This is a genomic window from Sporosarcina cyprini (assembly GCF_022048975.1).
Taxonomy (GTDB): Bacteria; Bacillota; Bacilli; order Bacillales_A; family Planococcaceae; genus Sporosarcina; species Sporosarcina cyprini.
In genome coordinates, this window is the sequence record NZ_JAKMHX010000018.1 from 125,076 (window position 1) to 143,339 (window position 18,264).

Annotated in this window: 17 protein-coding genes; 3 read left to right on the top strand and 14 right to left on the bottom strand. The window is 42.8% G+C overall.

Annotated features, from left to right (window positions below; translation table 11 throughout):
• Nucleotides 1-117 precede the first annotated feature (117 nt).
• Together L7D49_RS06220 and L7D49_RS06225 are read right to left on the bottom strand one after the other, a co-directional pair.
• Nucleotides 118-2,937, bottom strand: a complete 2,820-nt coding sequence (locus L7D49_RS06220; RefSeq protein WP_238079980.1) for an S-layer homology domain-containing protein — start codon at nucleotides 2,935-2,937, stop codon at nucleotides 118-120.
• Between the two features lie 284 nt (nucleotides 2,938-3,221).
• Nucleotides 3,222-4,226 (bottom strand): YcjF family protein, encoded by a 1,005-nt coding sequence (locus tag L7D49_RS06225; protein ID WP_238079981.1) that lies wholly within the window; start codon nucleotides 4,224-4,226, stop codon nucleotides 3,222-3,224.
• 142 nt (nucleotides 4,227-4,368) lie between these two features.
• On the opposite strand from L7D49_RS06225, the gene L7D49_RS06230 reads away from it, so the two are divergent.
• From L7D49_RS06230 to L7D49_RS06240, 3 genes are all read left to right on the top strand, one after another.
• Nucleotides 4,369-4,815 carry an intracellular growth attenuator family protein gene (locus L7D49_RS06230; RefSeq protein WP_238079982.1) on the top strand — a complete coding sequence of 149 codons (447 nt, stop codon included), beginning with the start codon at nucleotides 4,369-4,371 and terminating at the stop codon, nucleotides 4,813-4,815.
• 237 nt (nucleotides 4,816-5,052) lie between these two features.
• Entirely contained in the window at nucleotides 5,053-5,505 is a 453-nt protein-coding gene (locus L7D49_RS06235; RefSeq protein WP_238079983.1) for a hypothetical protein, read from the top strand.
• Nucleotides 5,506-5,634: 129 nt separating this feature from the next.
• The gene (locus L7D49_RS06240) at nucleotides 5,635-5,802 is read left to right on the top strand and encodes a hypothetical protein (RefSeq protein WP_238079984.1); all 168 of its coding nucleotides are present in this window, start codon (nucleotides 5,635-5,637) and stop codon (nucleotides 5,800-5,802) included.
• Nucleotides 5,803-5,938: 136 nt separating this feature from the next.
• Here the strand turns inward: L7D49_RS06240 and L7D49_RS06245 are convergent, their stop codons facing one another.
• The 12 genes from L7D49_RS06245 to L7D49_RS06300 all read right to left on the bottom strand — a co-directional run bounded on the left by L7D49_RS06245 (nucleotide 5,939) and on the right by L7D49_RS06300 (nucleotide 18,106).
• Nucleotides 5,939-8,359, bottom strand: a complete 2,421-nt coding sequence (locus tag L7D49_RS06245) for a DUF2339 domain-containing protein (RefSeq protein WP_238079985.1) — start codon at nucleotides 8,357-8,359, stop codon at nucleotides 5,939-5,941.
• 341 nt (nucleotides 8,360-8,700) lie between these two features.
• The gene (locus L7D49_RS06250; protein WP_238079986.1) at nucleotides 8,701-9,270 is read right to left on the bottom strand and encodes a manganese catalase family protein; all 570 of its coding nucleotides are present in this window, start codon (nucleotides 9,268-9,270) and stop codon (nucleotides 8,701-8,703) included.
• A 15-nt stretch (nucleotides 9,271-9,285) separates the two neighbouring features.
• Nucleotides 9,286-9,555: a spore coat protein CotJB gene (locus L7D49_RS06255; RefSeq protein WP_238079987.1), complete on the bottom strand. Its 270-nt coding sequence runs from the start codon at nucleotides 9,553-9,555 to the stop codon at nucleotides 9,286-9,288.
• Nucleotides 9,552-9,770: a spore coat associated protein CotJA gene (locus L7D49_RS06260; RefSeq protein ID WP_238079988.1), complete on the bottom strand. Its 219-nt coding sequence runs from the start codon at nucleotides 9,768-9,770 to the stop codon at nucleotides 9,552-9,554. Before L7D49_RS06260 ends, L7D49_RS06255 begins: the two co-directional genes overlap by 4 nt.
• A 69-nt stretch (nucleotides 9,771-9,839) precedes the next feature.
• Nucleotides 9,840-10,373 (bottom strand): DinB family protein, encoded by a 534-nt coding sequence (locus L7D49_RS06265; protein ID WP_238079989.1) that lies wholly within the window; start codon nucleotides 10,371-10,373, stop codon nucleotides 9,840-9,842.
• A gap of 17 nt (nucleotides 10,374-10,390) precedes the next feature.
• Nucleotides 10,391-11,314 (bottom strand): aminoglycoside phosphotransferase family protein, encoded by a 924-nt coding sequence (locus L7D49_RS06270; RefSeq protein WP_238079990.1) that lies wholly within the window; start codon nucleotides 11,312-11,314, stop codon nucleotides 10,391-10,393.
• Between the two features lie 24 nt (nucleotides 11,315-11,338).
• On the bottom strand, nucleotides 11,339-12,064 hold the full coding sequence (locus tag L7D49_RS06275; protein ID WP_238079991.1) for an alpha/beta fold hydrolase: 726 nt from the start codon (nucleotides 12,062-12,064) through the stop codon (nucleotides 11,339-11,341).
• Nucleotides 12,065-12,068: 4 nt separating this feature from the next.
• Entirely contained in the window at nucleotides 12,069-12,584 is a 516-nt protein-coding gene (locus tag L7D49_RS06280) for a GNAT family N-acetyltransferase (RefSeq protein WP_238079992.1), read from the bottom strand.
• Nucleotides 12,585-12,890: 306 nt separating this feature from the next.
• Nucleotides 12,891-14,291, bottom strand: a complete 1,401-nt coding sequence (locus tag L7D49_RS06285) for a SpoVR family protein (RefSeq protein ID WP_238079993.1) — start codon at nucleotides 14,289-14,291, stop codon at nucleotides 12,891-12,893.
• On the bottom strand, nucleotides 14,288-15,445 hold the full coding sequence (gene yhbH, locus L7D49_RS06290; protein ID WP_238079994.1) for a sporulation protein YhbH: 1,158 nt from the start codon (nucleotides 15,443-15,445) through the stop codon (nucleotides 14,288-14,290). Before yhbH ends, L7D49_RS06285 begins: the two co-directional genes overlap by 4 nt.
• Nucleotides 15,446-15,631: 186 nt before the next feature.
• On the bottom strand, nucleotides 15,632-17,527 hold the full coding sequence (locus tag L7D49_RS06295; protein WP_238079995.1) for a PrkA family serine protein kinase: 1,896 nt from the start codon (nucleotides 17,525-17,527) through the stop codon (nucleotides 15,632-15,634).
• 153 nt (nucleotides 17,528-17,680) lie between these two features.
• Nucleotides 17,681-18,106, bottom strand: a complete 426-nt coding sequence (locus L7D49_RS06300; RefSeq protein ID WP_238079996.1) for a DUF1801 domain-containing protein — start codon at nucleotides 18,104-18,106, stop codon at nucleotides 17,681-17,683.
• Nucleotides 18,107-18,264 lie beyond the last annotated feature (158 nt).

The following is an 18,264-nucleotide window of genomic DNA, read 5'->3' on the forward strand; positions in this document are numbered from 1 at the left end:
GAGGAGAATTGGAATAGGTTGGATGTGCATGTGTTTTTTTTCTTTTCATGCTCTTCCCACGTTGCATACTATTGAAAAACCCCTTGATCAAATAGATCAAGGGGAGATTTCTAAAAATTATCGTGATACTTTAATGCTTGTAAGTTGAAGTGGATTCTTTACAGTATCCAATACATTTTTAGTATCAGCTAGCTTTACAGTCAAGCCTGAGCTGAGTTGTTCGTCAGTAACAGGTGTACCCAATTTGATAACTGCTGTTTTGGCAGCTGTGTTAACTGCTGCAACAGTTACACCTGCAAGCGGATTTTTGTCATTGCCAACGAATACTTCAAATGCATTTTCATCAACAGTCACATTTTCGCTGAATGTTAATGTAATCGTGTCATTACCAGTCAATACAGCTGATTGAACTGTTGGTGCTACGTTTTCATTCAAAGTAATCGAACCTTGATAAACATCCATTGCAACTGTTGAATTTTGTGCCTTGATGTTTTGAATTGTTACGTTGCGCAACCCAGAGAAGTTAGCGGAACCTGGAGCTAATTTCAATTCAACTTGCTTCAAATTAGTAGATTTGACAGTCGCTGATTCGACAGTTGCTCCATCAATTTTATAGTTCGATGCTGTTGTTGCAGTAGCTGCATCAACATTTTTATCAAATGTTACGGTTACAATGTTGTTATCTGTAGCTGATTGAACAATTCCATTGTCTGTAACTTTGATTTTCTCAGTTGTTGTTGCACTGTCTTCACCACGGTTGAACTTGATGTTATTAGCTTTATCTACAGAGACGCCTGCTTGGCTTGCCACTCCTGCAAATGTTAGTGCAACATTGTAAGATGCATTTTTAACATCATCTGTTCCAAGAAGCTTGGATAGTTCCACACGAACTGCTTTAGTGTTTTTTGTTGATTCTAATGCAACAGCTTGTCCCGTGATGTCATGTGTTACGTTAGATGAAACATAAGAACCTTTTGCAGTCACTGTTGGGCTTCCGGATAGTGTTACATCCTTATCAAAAGTGATTTCCAGATATTCTTTACCATTTTCAGAGACTACTGAAGTACCAACTACTTGAGGTACAGCCGTGTCTTCTTTGAATGTTACTACTTTCGTAATCGCTTCGCCTGCTTGGCCGCTTAAATCTTTATAGCCAGCTGCAACGTTTACATTTTGAACACCAGTAAGATTAGTGTCAACTGTTACTTTGTACTCTGTTCCAGAAACCTTGTCGACAGATTGAACAGTATAACCACCAGAGACAGTTACAAGGGATTTATCTAAAGAATCAAGTTCCTTTGTAAATGTAACATTGAATGTTTTTGCTCCAGTTTGTACAACAGAAGATACGGATGGTTTTACGCCGTCCGGTTGTTGTTTCACAATTTGTACAACAGTTGGATTAGGTGCGATGATATTACCAGCCATGTCTTGTAAACCGATGAATTTAACGTTGATTGTTTTATTTACTTCAACGCCTGCATCAGATAGATCAACAATTACTTCAGTTGCGCCTGCTGTTAGTTTAGCAGTTGCACCTGTTACAGTTTTACCATCTGCGTATTCTAACGTACCGTCTGCAGCTTTCATAGGTTCAGAGAACTTGATTTTCACTTTTGTTGCTGAAATTTGCTCTGTGCCAACTACAAATGGAGCAGTCTTGTCAGCTGCGAAATCAACGATCTCGTCATATTTCTTCAAAGCAACGCCAGATTTCGATTTAACGTTTTCAATTACAACTTTATAACGCTTAGAAACTGGTTGATCCAATGTTAGAAGAAGAGTCTTTCCATCTTCTGAAAGAGTTGCAGAAGAAATAGTTGGATTTGCACCGCCATCAATTGAAGTTAGAGAAAGATTAGCAGTTTTGAAGTCACCATTTGTCTCGAATAAAGATGACTTGTCTACTGCATTATTAAACTTCACTTGAACTTGAGTGGCATTGATAGCCGCTACTGAAACTACTTCAAGTTCAGGATTCTCTCCAACTACTACAGTAACTACTAGCTCTTCAGCATTGTTGCCTGCTTTGTCGATAGCGCTGTATGTCACTTTGTAAGTGCCAGGTACTTTTGTGTCGATCGCTGTGAGGCGTTCGCCTGCTTCGTTTGTGATAACAGAAGTGACTTCAACTTTTTCGTCAACGTTGTCAGTTGCTGTTACTGTTGGTGCTGTGAATGCTGCGCCGTATTCGACGTTAAGTGTTTTTTCACCGTTGTATGCTAGTTTCGGAGCTTCTTTGTCTTCATCTGCTACTACTTCCAATGTAGAAGTTTTGTAGAGGAATGTTGCAAATTGGCCGCGAGTTGTTGTGTTTTTAGGGTTGAATTCTGGTGCTTTCGGGTTCGTGATATCAAAGTAATCAAGAACATCGATATATGGACGGGCTTCCGCTTTTGCTTTAGCTAGATCCGTAACGTCTTTGTTAAACTCTTTTTCTTTTACAAGTGATACTAGGTCAGTTTTATAAACTGCATCATATGCACGTACCAAAACAACTGCCATGTTTTCACGCGTGATATTTTTACCTGCACCTAGTGTACCGTCTTCATAGCCACCGAAAACGCCATAGTCCTTGACTAGAGCTGCTGATTTCAAAAGCTCATCGTTTGTTTTAGGCGTCAAATCTTTGAAGCGCATGTTTGTCTTGTAATCTTTTGGAACTTCATAGCCCATTTTTTCAAGCCATTTACCCATCATTTTAACTACGTCTGAACGAGTCAATGTTTTATTGGCTTTAAATGTTCCATCAGGGTAACCGCCGATGATTCCTTGTGCTACAAGCGCATTAATAGCTTCTTCATGAGTGTTTCCTTTGATGTCCGGAAAGCTTTTGTCTGCAGCACTTGCAACGACAGGTGCTACAGCAGATGCGATCAATGCCGCGGAAGCAGCACCAGCTATGAAATTACGATACTTTTTAGGTTGGTTGTTCATTTAATAACTTCCTCCTCATGATGATGAATCTAGTAAGGGCAATTACTCCCATCTTTCATATACCCTCGTTAAACATTATTAATCTTATTTCACAAAAAAGATAGGGGTAAAATTTGGTATTACTTAAAAACTTATAATCTAGCAGTAAGTCTATGAGGCTTGTCATATAAACATTCCTTTTTATTCGAATCATAATGAACTATATGAAAACATTAAGTTATTTTATTTTTTATTCATTAAAAAAACCAACACCACTATTCTGATGTTGGTTACTAATAAATCATTCACTTTTCTTTTTTTTTGGCCCGTTTCAAAAACCTCTGGTAAATCGGTGTCAATGATTTGGGTGTCAGTTCGATTTCGTTTTCATGCGCATATTTGACTGCTTGTCCTAACGCAATGGTCATGGCACCTGCCACGCTGGCTCCAGCTACCATACCTGCTCCGGGAATGATTTTGACAATCTGACGGAATACCGTCTTCCCAATGTTCCCGACGATCGTCGCGATAATCAATTCCTTGGCATTATCCTTCGATATTGGCTTTCCATACAAGGTGGAGAGCTTGAGCATGAGGCTCACTTGCAGCGCTGTAAGTGGGACAAAATCCGATCCGGGGATCGGAACCGCTCCAATGGTCGCTGCGGAAGCCCCGGCCCCCAATATCCACCGATTGGCGACTGCGGATTTATCAGCCATGTTAGAGGCCATCAGAATGTCCTTTTTTTTTGACTCCAATATGTCCAGCACTTCTTTTTGCAGCAAGCCGATATTTTCACCGGTACGAGAGGAAATCGGTGTAACGACATAGTCGAAATCTGTATGCTGTTTAATATAGTTGACGAGTGTGGGAATGTCGTCTGCTGCGTCGATTTTATTGAGAACTAGGATGATATCCTTGTTCACTTTAGCGATTTTCTTCAAAGAGGCAAGCTCTGTTTCAGACAAAACTGTGCCCGCTGCGTTGAGGAAAAACAAGATGACATCCGCCTCTTTATAAAACTTCATCGTTTCAGCAGAATGTTCGCTATAAATATCATCTAGACCTGGCGTATCTACAAAAATAATCTTCTCCCTGAAGACAAACTTTTTGATCTCTTGAGTTTCACCGGGCTTCGCACCAACTTGTGCCACTTCAGCGCCCATCAGCCGATTAATTGTCGAGGACTTCCCTGCATTGACATCACCTATTAATGCGATGAGCACTTCCCTCTCCAATTGATCATTAATTTCCTCTGATTTTTCTTTGAATAGTTGATCGAACTCTTCATCTGTGAGCCAGTCCTTCATTCTAATCACCTTTTTCTTTGCTTGTTATGTATATATACGATTCCCCATGTCAAATGGATTCACACTTTAATTCTTCTCAATCCTGCATCCTCTGTAACTTTCTTTTGGCAATAGTGTCTAATGAACAAAAGGTGGTGTCATGATGACAAGAAAAATCTACATCCTCATAGCTTTTCTACTCACGCTCATGCTGTTTGGCTGCCAGCAAACCAAACCAGTTCAAACTCAAGCGAATCAGCTCCCCACTATGAAGGTGCGAATCGGAGAAGAGACTTTTTCCACCGCTAGGGGAGGTTATTGCTGGACGACCGGAAATCAATCCGAATGCACCGATGCCTCTGGCAATCCGTTTGATTATGGAACTAGCGCTCCCCCCATCGACGCAGAACCAGTGAGCGAGTTCGAACTACTCTTTTCTGAAGCGCCATCCTCTTTTTCAGTTGAATGGGTGAATGATCTTGAACACGAGACGGTAACAGAGCAGACCTCGTTTTCCACTCCCTCTAAATCTGGTACGTATGGATATTCCGTTCACGCCAACTGGGATCAGGGAGATGTGACATTTCATTTTATCTTGCTTATAAAATGAGTAGAGCTGCATGTCGCTAGTAAGGGATTTTGAGTAAACACTAATAAACACAACGACCGGGGATCAATTTCACATAGGAATTGCAGTCCCTGGGTTTGTTATTGCATCAACATCTTGACACTGTTTAGCAATGAATTAGCTGCAGCTTCTCTGTTTTTCATTCCGTTGTTAATTCTCTCAAAGATGAAAAATCAACACGTAAATGGTTTTAAAAGAACGATCGAGGAGGAGTTAGATATGAGCAAAATTATAGGATTAGTATTATTTTTAGCTATCGGAATAACACTTGCAGCTTGCTCTGAAATAGGAGGAAAATCACCAAATAGCGAAAACCAAGAAGTACTTGAAGAAGAAGGAGAATTAACTAGAGCTGAAATTCAAGAAGTGAAGGTTAATGAGAATTCTGCGGATATAGTGACAATCACCGATCCCTCAAAATTAGATACGATTAAAAAATCGTTAGAAAATGTAAAGTGGGAACCCAATGTACAAGTGGAAATGGCAAGGGAACAAGATTTAGTAGTTACGTTGTTTTATGCTTTCGATAAAAACATGCCGGAGAGACTTTATGAATATCGAGTTTGGTTTGAGGTTAAAACAGCTACCATTATCAGCAATAAGGAAAGTGAAGGCTACGGCAGATTAGATTGGGAAAATACTCAAAACCTTAAAAATGCCTTGGCAAATTAATTGGTGTTTATTTCGTCGAAAAAAGCGGAATCCATTGGGTGCACAACCTACATTTATCTTATTTGAATATACAGGAAAAGTGTCAATTTTTTGAGAGGTAAAGAACAATTAGATGAGTGGATATAAGTAGTGGATTGGAGTGCAAGGCAGCGACCCCAGCAGGAACAGCGCGAGCTGAAAGCCCCGCAGGAAGGCAGTGACGAGGAGATTGAAGCCGTGCCCGCGGAACGCGGCGTCTGCCTGGAACGGAAATCCACGGATTCCAAGACAAAAAAAGCGAGAAAAGAAAAACGATAAGTCGTTTCCAATCTCGCTTGGATATTCCTAATAGAACTTTTTCAATGCCCTCCATCAAATTTGAGCGCTTTTTCTTGGTTTTTATCTAACTATTTCACTGTTAAAACATATGGTTTAATCAGTCTGCGCATCTTGTTTATGGTGTTGTCGACTCATCCTTCAATAAGGTTCTTGAGTAAAGCAAGCCAACAATACCTACGACAATGAACAAAATCGCACGAATAAAGAGTGAAATGCTTGCCATATCAACGATGAATAATTTGAGCAGGCTAAACCCGACTAAGATTGCCGCGAGAATTTTGACAACCTTCCAATTCATGACTTTTCCGATGCTGAAGGAAATGAACGCAAAAGCCATTAACAGGAATGTATGAACAAAAAGGATGTATTCCCATTCCCACTCGTAGCCGAACGCAATCGTTAAGTACCATTTATTCAAAAAGATAAAATACAAGACTTGCATAGTGACAGCCAATGCCGGAATCACTTTTATGAATCGCTCGGGCTTGAAATAAAATTTCCCTTTTAAGATCGTCCAGAATAGATAAGATAAGCAAATGACATAGACAATCTGGACAAACAGATTCAACCACAATCCATCAGTATTTGAGAAATTCGTCAAGTTAAATAACAAGACAAACAGACCCAAAACGAGAAATTCAATGACTGCAGCATGCGCCAAATAAATTCCGCGATGCCACTTAACAAAACTGAAAGTGATAACCATTGCGATTAAAAAGGCGAAGAAAAAGACATGCATGCTGGTTACCATATTCAAATCAAATGCAGTGATCAGCAAGTTGGCCATATAACCGACATAGATGAGTAACACCAGCTGTCCTGCAATGAAACTGATGTTGACCAGCTTTTCTTGTCCTTTCAAGATAGAAGGTACATTCTGAGTCAATGAATAAAAAATCAATACGATCGTATAGATGAATATGGCCCAAATGAGATTTTCGATGGATACGAAAGAATCAATATGGATTACGGTTAAAATCGCCAGCGCCACGATACTATAAGCAAAAGCTCCGATGATCATCAAACGGATCGTATCGAAACGGATACCAAGCCAAAGTCCGAGCGTTGCAATAACAAGCATCAGCGTCAATTGAATGAGTGGCTCATCCAAACGGCATGAAAGAACCAACACGCTCGCTGCCACAATCGAAATCGCAGTAAAGATGCTCATTCCAAGTTTTTCGCCCTTTTTGTAAGCGATTGTCGCAAGTATGCCGTAGAGTGCAACTAGGAATCCATATACAGCCAAACGCATTTCATACTCTAAAATAGCGACCCAAAATAACATAACGGCCGCATTGGCATAGAGCATAATTTCACTAGAGACTGCTTTTTTGCTGAGCCCTCTCAAGTACGACACAAGCAAAACAATGTGTTGAACTAAGACGGAGAGCACGATGATATTCTTGTCGACAAAGAAGATATTCATGACCGTAAAGATGACGAGCGTCAGGTGGTACAAACTAAATGAGACATAGAAGGAATACGTATGCCCCTGCTTCAAGGAAATATAGAACAATGACATGAATAACAACAACAGATAGATGGCGAACTGAATCGTGCTGGCATTCGTGTCCTCTAATAGGAAAGGAAGAAGAAAACCCGCGATGGCAGAGAATACCGTCAGCGTTTCGGATCTGAGTCGGCTAGATAACCAAAGACCCGCAGCAATATAGGCGACAGCAATCAGGAATGCCACGATGTATGGAAAATACCCATAGAGATGATGCGCAGCAAATGTAGTTAATATGCCGAGTGCGATAAAACCGCCTAATAATGTCAGCCCAAACGGAGCACGGGAGTTCTTAATATTTCTCATTCCTGCATAATAGAGAAGTGCTGTTCCGGCATAACCAAGCAGAATGCGCACCCAATCTGTTATCCAGCCATTATCAAACGCAACTTTCAGTCCCCACAGGACACCTAGCAGCAAGATGAACATAAATACTCTTGGCAGCCAAAGGCCGAGCATTCTTTCTAAATTAAAATCCGCCTTCTCCGGCTTTTCAGCTTGTTGCGCCTGTGACTGCATGAGCATTTCAGGCGATTGCATTTTCGTTGACGAAACGCTACGTGGTGGAATTGCAGACAATCCCGCCAGCCCTTCTTGTCCTGATCGCACAGTTTCCTGATGGATCTCTTCAGAAACCGGTTCACCGCTTTCTTCATATGTCTCCAACGGAACTGATGGTTCGGTATGCATGATGTTTACTGGTTCTGCTGATTCTACTCTTTCTTCTGGTTCTATTGGTTCTACCCGTTCTTCTGGTTCCGCTGACTCTAATGGTTTTACTGGTTCCTCTGGTTCTACCACTTCTGCTGGCTCTGCTGGTTCTACTGGATCTGTAGGCTCTACCATTTCTACTGGCTCTGCCGAATCTACTCTTTCTGGTTCAACTGGTTCCGTTGGTTCCGTTGGTTCCACTGGTTCTGCTGGTTGACTGCTTTCCTTCTCAGCCAATTCCTTTTTTAAGTGCAGTAATTCCTGCTCCAATTCAGACATTCTTTTTTGAATTCCATCCAAATCCTTGGACAATAGTCACACCCCTTTACTGTGTAGTAGCAGCTCTTAACTGTCTGCCTATGACACTACGTAGAATTGAAATATTAATATATCTAGAACATCTAGCCGGTCTCTATAAATTGGCTGAAATTATTGTATCACAATCTTCCAATTTATTATGTTATTATCTAACAAACTAGTATTTTAGTAACTATCTCTGCGTTGTAGACCCTATAAAAAGAAATATATAAACTCCACAACTAGCAATACGATAGGACTAGTTTAGTTTGGGAATCTCAGTCTATTTAAAAAACGTGCAGACAATTGATAGCATTGTCTACACACTACGCACTTATTCATCTATGGCTGGCCACTTAGAAAAACTTCTTCCGGTCCCGTTCTTCTTTCAAGATTTCAACCGATTCTCTAAAACGCAGTGAATGTACATTTTCCCGCTCCCGCAAAAAACGCAGCGAGTCGTTCAGCGAAGTATCATCTGATACGTCGATGATCCATTGATAAGTTGCTCTCGCTTTCTCTTCTGCTGCGATATCTTCATAGAGGTCCGCTATTGGATCTCCTTTGGCCTGGATATATGTGGCAGTGAAAGGGACACCTCCGGCATTCTCATAAAATAACGCGTTTCCATGACTGACAAAATGCGCGCCGAGCCCGGCCTCTTCCAATTGTTCCGGGGTCGCATCTTTTGTCAGTTTGTAAATCATCGTCGCAATCATCTCAAGATGAGAGAACTCCTCGGTAGCAATGTCATTTAACACCCCGATCACCTTATCTGGAACTGTATACCGCTGATTCATATACCGGAGTGCTGCAGCGAGTTCTCCATCCGCCCCGCCATATTGTTCTACCAGATACTTCGCAAGTCTAGGATTGCATGTGTCCACTTTCACTGGATAGAGCAGCTTTTTCTCATAAACCCACATATCGGTCCCCTTTCTTCACCTTTGCCATGGCCACGGCGGCTGATTCCAACGCCAGCCTGCCTCAATCGCCTGTTCGGTCGGGATGGAAGCAAGAGAGAGCGGACCGTATCGGCTTTCGTACTGATGCCTGATCATCGAAGCCCGCTTGATCGCTTCTCTCCACTGATTCAATGCATCCTGATCGTCCGGATGCGTGTTCGTGTAGAGGGTTAATTCAACCACTACAAAATCTGCTTCCTGCAACTGAAGCATCATTTCCCGTTCCTCTTCGAACGCTGGGTTCACGATATCCCCTCCTCCCGTGAAAATCCATCGACTAAAGCTGGCCAAAGCGAGCCATGGACCAATGCTTGTGCCGGTGTATATTGCGGAAGGCCGGGTGGCTGGAAGTTCATGAACAACTGGGGTGGCAGCACAAACTTCTTAACGAGAATGGGTGGACACGGATCTAAAGGTGAAACATAGGGCCTGTAACTTCCCCGGAAAGACGGGTGCTCCAAATCATCACTCCTCACGATATCGTATGCAGGCAGTGCATGTCTGATTCACCCGCCCAAGCTGCGGACAATCTAATTTTTCACTTTGCTCATCATCTTTTTAATGATTCTGATTTGGCCCCGATGACTTAGCTCGTCCTCAAAGACATGGAACCATTTAAAATAGTTATTGGCTGGGAGATCCCACCAAAATGGCTGTTGTTCAAATAGCCAGGAATCTGGCAACTTCTTAAATGTTTCGATGGTGTGCTGTCTTGTTTCTTCCAAGGCGGCTAAGTAGTACTCGATTGGATTGCCTTTAATCTGTTCACGGGCTGGTGCTCCTAAATCCATTGCGGGATTCACCATTTGAATATCCTCCTCCGTAAACTCACGATTTTCAAATGTTAAAATTTGATATACCTTTTCCACAGACACCATATGAGCAAGCAGCATGCCGATCGAATTGGCATCATCGTCATATAAATAATCCAGTTCTTCCACTGTCAATTCTCGCACTTCGTCTAACGTGGTATCCCTTGTATAGTTCATCATGGAAACCAGCTTGCTGAATTCTTCGCCCAACCCTTCTTTTTTATCAATCAACAATAGAGTTTCATCTTTCATCTTCATTCTCTCCTCTTTTAACAAGATAGATTGTTAATCCTTGTTTCTTCAAGCAACTCATTGAACCAGACGGCGCATTGATACGTATCCTGCCAATCGGAATGATCTTCTATTGCCCAGCATGCATATAAAGTAGACAAACCAACAGCAGTTTCCAGCAACCGGATTCGTTCGAGGTTCAATTCCTCACTGATGCGATTCACGCGGTACTCAAGCAGCGCACGAGGATTATTTTTCTCCATCAAATGATTGATCATAAACGAAATGAGATCGAAACACGGGTCACCGCCTACCCCTTTTGGATCGATAGCTAACCAGCCCAGCTCTTCAGAATAGAGGATATTCTCATGATGCAAATCTCCATGGAGAAGCTCATGCCGCTCGGGTTGCTCCATAATTTTATTAATATATTCCTGTGCTTTGTGAATCAATTCAATCGGAATTTCCTGCTTGCCGTCCGTCTGGGCAGCATAGGCAGTCAACGAACCCGCCCAGTCTGTAATCATTGGAATCTCGCGGTCAGTCGGCAATTCCCGTCGTATCGCTTTCCATGTATTTAGAAAAATACGGAGGACTTCTTCTTCGTCTTGAAGATCCGATAGCATCGTACCTGGCGATAGTCTTTCGAGAAGCATAACCCCTTCCTCCCGATCCGCCTTCACTAATCTCGCACACCCCTTGCCGTCGTACTGCTGGACGGTATCCATCTCATTCCGACAATCAAAATTAGGAACCCCTAGTTTCAAGACGAAAGGCTGTCCATGTAAATCCTCAACGAACAACACGTAATTATAGGATAAATTAGAAACCGGTACTTGGATGGTCAATCCCCATTGTTCCGCATAATGAGCGACTTTCTCCGGTAGTGCTGCGAGCCACTTTTCACCTTCTTCCCGAAAACAACCAATAATTTTTTGTTGGAACCCAACAGGTATATCCATAAAAAAGTTTTCCACCTCTCGTGATTAGGTTGAAGCTATTTTGTTTAAAAAGCTCTCGACAATTTTTGAGTAGAGCAATGGCTGATCTTGGTGTACAAGGTGGCCGGCAAAAGGAACAACCGCTACATGGAAATTTTCGTTCATCTTCGGATATTCGATAACTCCCATTACCTCATGCGCTTTGTCTTCCCCTACCAGAAGAAGAGAAGGGCACTGAATGGAGCGAATCTCGCCAGTTTCCTCGAAAGGATACCAATCCGTTTCGATTGATTCCTTTAAGAATTTCTTCCAATCGGACAGATGCAGCTGACTAAAGTATTGGACAATCTGCTCGTCCAAAAGCATAGCCGCTTGGTTGGCTGCATCTTTTTCACACAAGACATTCCAATTATCCGGCCTTGTTGATGTGATGCCTGAAATAATCAAGCTGCTTAATCGGTCTGAATGAATCTTGGCGAACTTCAATCCGATTAACGCTCCTAACGAACATCCAATCAGATGCACTTTTTCAATCCCTAAGCTATCCATTGTTTCTATTAAATCAGTGACACTATCGGAAAAGTAAGTGGAGAACGCTACATCTTGTACAAATGATTTTCCGTGGCCCCGCAAGTCCGGAGCATAGACTTTGTAGTGCCCCTTAAAATAGTCTTGCTGAAATAAAAAATCCGTCTGTCCAGTTTGTAATCCGGTATGCAGAAAAACCAGAGATTCCTTACCATCACCAGAGACGGTGCAGTGCAAGCGCATCGTCTCACCCTTTCTGCATCAAAATGCGATGATCCTTCCAACCATATGCAATCTCCAAGAATTCTTCCCCGCCAATCGTGATAGTTGTGCTGTCGATTACATCACCGCCAAGACGCTCATAAAAATGCTTTGAAGGATTCTGCTCCAGCACCCAAACGAGCATTGAGGTAATTCCCATTTGGTCCAGCTCTTTTGATATCGCCTCCACGAGTTGGGAGCCCATCTTATTCCCTTGCGCTTCCTCCAGCAAATAAATTGCGTACAGTTCGCCGGTATAATCAGCATATTTCCCGGATCTTTCTTTTCCACCTGTCGCAAACCCGACAATCTTCCCATTTTCATCTTCAGCGACATATAATGGATTCCCGCCGATCGCCCGTTTCCACATTTCGGCACGCTCTTCATACGATAAACTTTCGAGATAGGAATCCGGAACAATTCCTTTATATGTTGAGCGCCAACTGTCGACATGCACAGTCGCAATCCCTACTGCATCTCCCTGCCGAGCTTTCCGTATCATCGACACGCCCCCTTTCTTTCCATCTATTGCTAGTTTACAATACTTTCATAATAAACAGAAGAACAGCACGATTAATTGTTTTCGCTCGCTTCAGCTCGGATATCGGTCAATCTTCAGCAGTAGCCGGGCATACTGCTACAAGAATCGTTCACTCTGCCAAGTTATCGTTCACTTTTTCGGTTACAAGCTCTATTTATACAAACCAAAAAGGCAGCCTCTCGGTCTGAAATGAACGAGATGCCACCTTTTTGAAGCATGCCAAGTCATATTGTCAGTTCCCTCTTTCAGTCAGCAATCGATCTCGTCTTACGCATACCGCCGATGTATTTTCTTGCCGTCATATGAAAAGACGAGCTGCTTATCATCGACATACGTTTCTAGATGGACAATGCGTCCCCATAACTGATGAATATAGGGAAGGACGTTTTCAAGGTATTGAAAATCAAGTTCCAATCCTTCATAACGGTGCACCAAATAGAGCTCTCCATTTCTTACATAGTCACCATCCTGGACGACGATGTATGGAAATCCACCGTTCACACGGTTCGCGACAATTTGGTCTCGAACGGCTTCATACTGTTTGTCTGTGATCTTGTATTCATTGCCGCTCTTTTGAAAGATATATAGGTCTTCCTGTTTCATTAAATCCTTTGTTAAAAAGTTTCGGATAAAGGAGATATCAGAATCCATTTCCCTCACTTGAAACATCTTTTCCCGGCCTGAATTAGGCAGGATGCCTAACTCTTTCATTTCCTCTGTCGGGTGATTATATCGCTTTTCAATATCCTCAAATATCTTTAATCCTAAATGATAGGGGTTGATGGATGTTCTCGACGGCTGGATGACATTGGCGTTCAGGGTGGCAAATTCTATCGTTTCATCAGAGTCTAAATCCAATTCCCTCATTATCCGCTGATGCCAGAAGGTGGCCCAGCCCTCGTTCATAATTTTTGTCGATAGCTGCGGCCAAAAATAGAGCATTTCCTCTCGCAACATCGTCAATATATCCCGCTGCCACTCCTCCAGCTCATCGCTGTATTGCAAGATAAATAACAGAAGATCTTTTTCGGGTGCTGGTGGTATCCGCTTTCGTTTTGGACTTTTCGCTCTCGGTTGGATCGTCCGGCGATCGAGTGCCCATAGATCATCATACGGGGTGATCACTTTCACCTCATTCTCCTCTTCCTCTTCATCCAGCACATCGATATTTTTCATTAAGGACGGATCGATATGCTCTTGGATGGCGAGGACTGCATCGAGAAAACGCTCGACTTCTTCTTTTCCGTATACCATTTCATATTGTGCGATCCGTTCAGCTGTCGCCGTCATACTTTCCACCATATCCCGCCGGGTGTTCGAAAAATGAATATTATTCTTGAAAAAGTCGCAGTGGGCGAGAACATGGGCGACAATCAGCTTGTTTTGAATCAAGCTATTTGTATTAAGCAAAAATGCATAGCAAGGATTTGAATTGATGACGAGCTCATAGATTTGGCTGAGTCCTAAATCATATTGCAGCTTCATCTTATGAAATTGTTTTCCAAAGCTCCAGTGGGTAAACCTTGTCGGCATGCCATAGGCGCCAAATGTATAGATAATATCAGCTGGACAGATTTCGTAACGCATTGGGTAAAAGTCGAGTCCGAATCCGGTTGCAATCTCCGTGATTTCATCTATCGCCCGTTCCAAATCCTTAAATGGCTTCAATCGGACCCCTCCTCCCTTTTCTGGAAAAAGCGCTTCAATGCGTAATAGACATCCGCCTGCTCCTTTACTACATAATGATTGAATTTCGGATTATTTATTTTTTCGTAAGAATTCATGAGGGTGGAATATCTGCTATGGGTGTTAATTTCTCCGTATCCAAATAGGTTTGACACTTCCATTAGCTCATTAACGAGCTGTACGCATTTCGTGTTATCCGACGACATATTTTCCCCGTCTGAAAAATGAAAAGGATAAATGTTATAACGTGCTGGAGGGTACTTCGCGCGGATTAATTGCAGTGCTTTTGCGTATGCGGTGGAACAGATCGTGCCGCCCCCTTCTCCTTTCGTAAAGAATTCTTCTTCCGTCACGACTTTCGCTTCCGTATGATGAGCTATGAATTCGAGCTCCACTTGTTCATATTTCGTACGCAAAAAGCGAGTCATCCAAAAAAAGAAGCTGCGGGCTACATATTTCTCAAACTTGCCCATAGAGGCGCTCGTATCCATCATCATGAGAACGACTGCCTTGGAATGAGGTTTTTGGATTTCATTCCATGTCTTAAAACGCAAGTCATCCTGGTGAATCGGCGCAATGGCTGCACTGCCTTTCATGGCATTACGTTTTATCGCTGTCAGCAGAGTTCGCTTCTTATCAATATTGCCGATAAGACCCTTCTTTCGGATGTCATTAAATACGATTGTATCAACCGTAACATCCGCCTGCTCCTTCGGCTCCATTGCAGGCAGCTCCAATTCCGAAAACAGCGCCTCTTCTAATTCCGCCACTGAAATCTCTGCTTCATAGTAATCAGAGCCGGGTTGATCGCCCGCCTGCTTGCCAGTGCCTGCGCCGCCTTTTTTTCCATCCTTCGCGACTACATCTCCGACCTTGCTCTCACCTTGCCCTTGACCGACGTGCTTTCCTTTTTCATGGTTGTACCTTATTTTATATTCATCCAATGAACGGATCGGAATTTTGACCGTTTTGCGGCCATCCGACAAGATAATGCTTTCCTCGCTGATTAAGTCAGGCAAGTTATTACGGATCGCCTCTTTTACTTTATCCAGATGACGCTGCTGATCCGTATGACCTTTCCGATGGAGAGTCCAGTTTTCCTGAGAAACGACGTAGCTCTTCTGATTTTCGTCCATATCATCTTCACCCCATCTTATGACCGTTTGTTTCCTTCATCATATGCAAAACGAAACCGGTAATTGACCAAATTAACAGAAGAACGAAAATCCTGCCTTGATTGTCCATGATCCATAAAAACGCCTGGCAGACCATTTAAAACGTCAAAAAACAAGGCTGCCTTGCACAGCCTTGTTTAAACATTTTTATCGATTTAATAAGCTGCCTACATAACGCAGCAATTCATTGGCAGACACGGAATTGTATCCATAATCATCGATGAGACGCGCCACCACTTCATTGATCTTTTTCAACTGGGATTCATCCGGTGTGGCAGAAGACGTGGTAATTTTCACGACATCCTTCAAATCGGCAAACAACTTTTTCTGTATCGCTTCACGCAGCCGTTCATGTGACTGGTAATTAAACCGCTGTCCTTTTCTCGCATAAGCGGAGATCCGAATCAATATCTCTTCCCTGAATGCCCGCTTAGCATTTTCAGAGATGCCTATCTGTTCTTCGATAGAACGCATTAATTTCTCGTCAGGATTCATTTCTTCCCCGGTTAATGGATCTCTGAGCTTATGTTTATTGCAGAACGCTTCCACGTTATCCAAATAATTATCCATTAACGTTTTTGCGGATTCTTCATACGAATACACAAACGCTTTTTGCACTTCTTTCTTTGCGATTTCATCGTATTCCTTCCTCGCAATGGAAATATAATTCAAATACGCTTCCTTCGCCTCGGATGTAATGGACGCATGCTGGTCAAACCCATCTTTCAACGAGCGCAGCACATCGAGTGCATTGATGGAAGGCACTTCTTTCCGGATAATCGCCGACGAAATCCGGTTGATGACGTAACGCGGGTCGATGCCATCCATGCCTTCATTCGGATATTCTTTTTTCAGCTCTTCCAGATCGTTAATATTGAAGCCTTCTACATTTTCCCCGTCGTATAACCGCATTTTTTTAACAATATCTATTCCTTGTTTCTTTGAAGCCTTCAACCTTGTTAAAATCGAAAAAATAGCTGCCACGCGCAACGCATGAGGCGCGATATGGACATGTGACATGTCGCTTTCACGAATCATCTTCTCGTAAATCCGCTCTTCCTGGCTGACCTTTAAGTTATACGGGATCGGGATGACGATAATCCGGGAATGCAAAGCCTCATTTTTCTTATTGGAAATGAAAGCACGATACTCCGTCTCATTCGTATGTGCCACAATCATTTCATCCGCGCTAATCAAAGCGAAACGCCCTGCCTTAAAATTCCCTTCCTGTGTCAGCGATAACAGATGCCACAAAAACTTCTCATCGAGCTTCAGCATTTCTTGGAACTCCATAATGCCCCGGTTCGCTTTATTCAACTCTCCGTCAAATCGGTACGCACGAGGATCGGATTCAGAACCGAACTCCGCAATCGTCGAGAAGTCGATGCTGCCGGTCAAGTCGGCAATATCTTGAGATTTAGGGTCAGAAGGTGTGAATGTTCCAATACCGACCCGTTTATCTTCGGAGAAGAAAATTCTTTCGACTAGGACATTTTCAATCCTGCCATCGTACTCCTGTTCCAGACGCATGGTGTTCAGCGGCGATAAACTTCCCTCGATCCGGATGCCGAATTCCTCATAAAATTCTTCTCGCAGATGGTTCGGGATCAGGTGGAGCGGATCTTCGTGCATCGGACAGCCTTTAATTGCGTAAACGGCGCCTTCTTCAGTCCTCGAGTATTCTTCAAGCCCCCGCTTCAGCATCGTGACAATAGTCGATTTCCCCCCGCTCACCGGACCCATTAACAATAATATACGTTTTCGGACGTCCAATCGTTTAGCAGCAGGATGGAAATATTCCTCCACTAATCGTTCAATCGCTTCATCCAAGCCATAAATCGCATCATCGAAAAAATGATATTTCGTGAGCCCTTTCTCTTTCGTTGTGCCAAAGCTGTTAATCATATGATAAACGCGAGAATGTGACGTCTGTGCTACTTCCTTCCGTTCTTTCAACAAGTCTAGATACTCGGCAAACGTCCCTTCCCATTTCAGCTGATCCTCTTCCTCACGGGCCTGTTTCACCTTGTTTAAGATATCCATAATGTCCCCCCCAGTTGGAGCATGGTTTCCATTAGTCTATGCATACAACGGCCCGATGATGTACAAATCGATAGATCCTCTCGGAGGCAGTAGATAGAATTGATTGGCATAAAAATAGGCAGCCCCATGATGCGAGGCTGCCAATCCGTTCTTTCATTTGTCATCCGGATAAAGGTCATGCAAAAATTCAACTGATTGCCTGATCAATTTTTGCAGGATCTCTTCATCAATATCGTCTACCTTATTAATATAGACACACGCTTTTCCGGCTGTATGTTTACCGAATTGCTCAAGCAATTGATCCCTATTCGGATCCCCGGTGGCAAAATACAAGCTGATTTTTGCTTTCCGCGGAGAAAAGCCGACAAGCGGCGCATCCCCTTCATGGCCGGTGTCATACACGTAATGATAGCTGCCAAATCCGATAATGCTCGGTCCCCACATTTTCGCTTCGAACCCTGTTGTGTCCCGAAAAAGGTCAAGCAGCCGATACGCATCTTGCTTTTTCTTCGGACTATCTACTTGCTCAATGAATTCAATGACCGATTGGTCCGTTTCTTTCGTTTTTTGTTCATACATAGAAGGCTTCTCTCCCTGCATTTTGATTCATCATAGCATACCTCCACGTCTGATTCGCTCCTTTTTGCTGTTTTATTCTGACAAAGCGACTTGATTGACCTGGCCATTTAGGGAAATTAAACTAGACGAGTCCCTTTTCTGATTGGAGTAAGGGAAAT

What these genes read in the sequence shown, in the direction of transcription:
- L7D49_RS06220 (WP_238079980.1), bottom strand. Translation starts at nt 2,937, where the DNA reads ATGAACAACCAACCTAAAAAGTATCGTAATTTCATAGCTGGTGCTGCT.
- L7D49_RS06225 (WP_238079981.1), bottom strand. Translation starts at nt 4,226, where the DNA reads ATGAAGGACTGGCTCACAGATGAAGAGTTCGATCAACTATTCAAAGAA.
- L7D49_RS06230 (WP_238079982.1), top strand. Translation starts at nt 4,369, where the DNA reads ATGACAAGAAAAATCTACATCCTCATAGCTTTTCTACTCACGCTCATG.
- L7D49_RS06235 (WP_238079983.1), top strand. Translation starts at nt 5,053, where the DNA reads ATGAGCAAAATTATAGGATTAGTATTATTTTTAGCTATCGGAATAACA.
- L7D49_RS06250 (WP_238079986.1), bottom strand. Translation starts at nt 9,270, where the DNA reads ATGTGGGTTTATGAGAAAAAGCTGCTCTATCCAGTGAAAGTGGACACA.
- L7D49_RS06265 (WP_238079989.1), bottom strand. Translation starts at nt 10,373, where the DNA reads ATGAAAGATGAAACTCTATTGTTGATTGATAAAAAAGAAGGGTTGGGC.
- L7D49_RS06270 (WP_238079990.1), bottom strand. Translation starts at nt 11,314, where the DNA reads ATGGATATACCTGTTGGGTTCCAACAAAAAATTATTGGTTGTTTTCGG.
- L7D49_RS06275 (WP_238079991.1), bottom strand. Translation starts at nt 12,064, where the DNA reads ATGCGCTTGCACTGCACCGTCTCTGGTGATGGTAAGGAATCTCTGGTT.
- L7D49_RS06280 (WP_238079992.1), bottom strand. Translation starts at nt 12,584, where the DNA reads ATGATACGGAAAGCTCGGCAGGGAGATGCAGTAGGGATTGCGACTGTG.
- yhbH (WP_238079994.1), bottom strand. Translation starts at nt 15,445, where the DNA reads ATGGACGAAAATCAGAAGAGCTACGTCGTTTCTCAGGAAAACTGGACT.
- L7D49_RS06295 (WP_238079995.1), bottom strand. Translation starts at nt 17,527, where the DNA reads ATGGATATCTTAAACAAGGTGAAACAGGCCCGTGAGGAAGAGGATCAG.
- L7D49_RS06300 (WP_238079996.1), bottom strand. Translation starts at nt 18,106, where the DNA reads ATGTATGAACAAAAAACGAAAGAAACGGACCAATCGGTCATTGAATTC.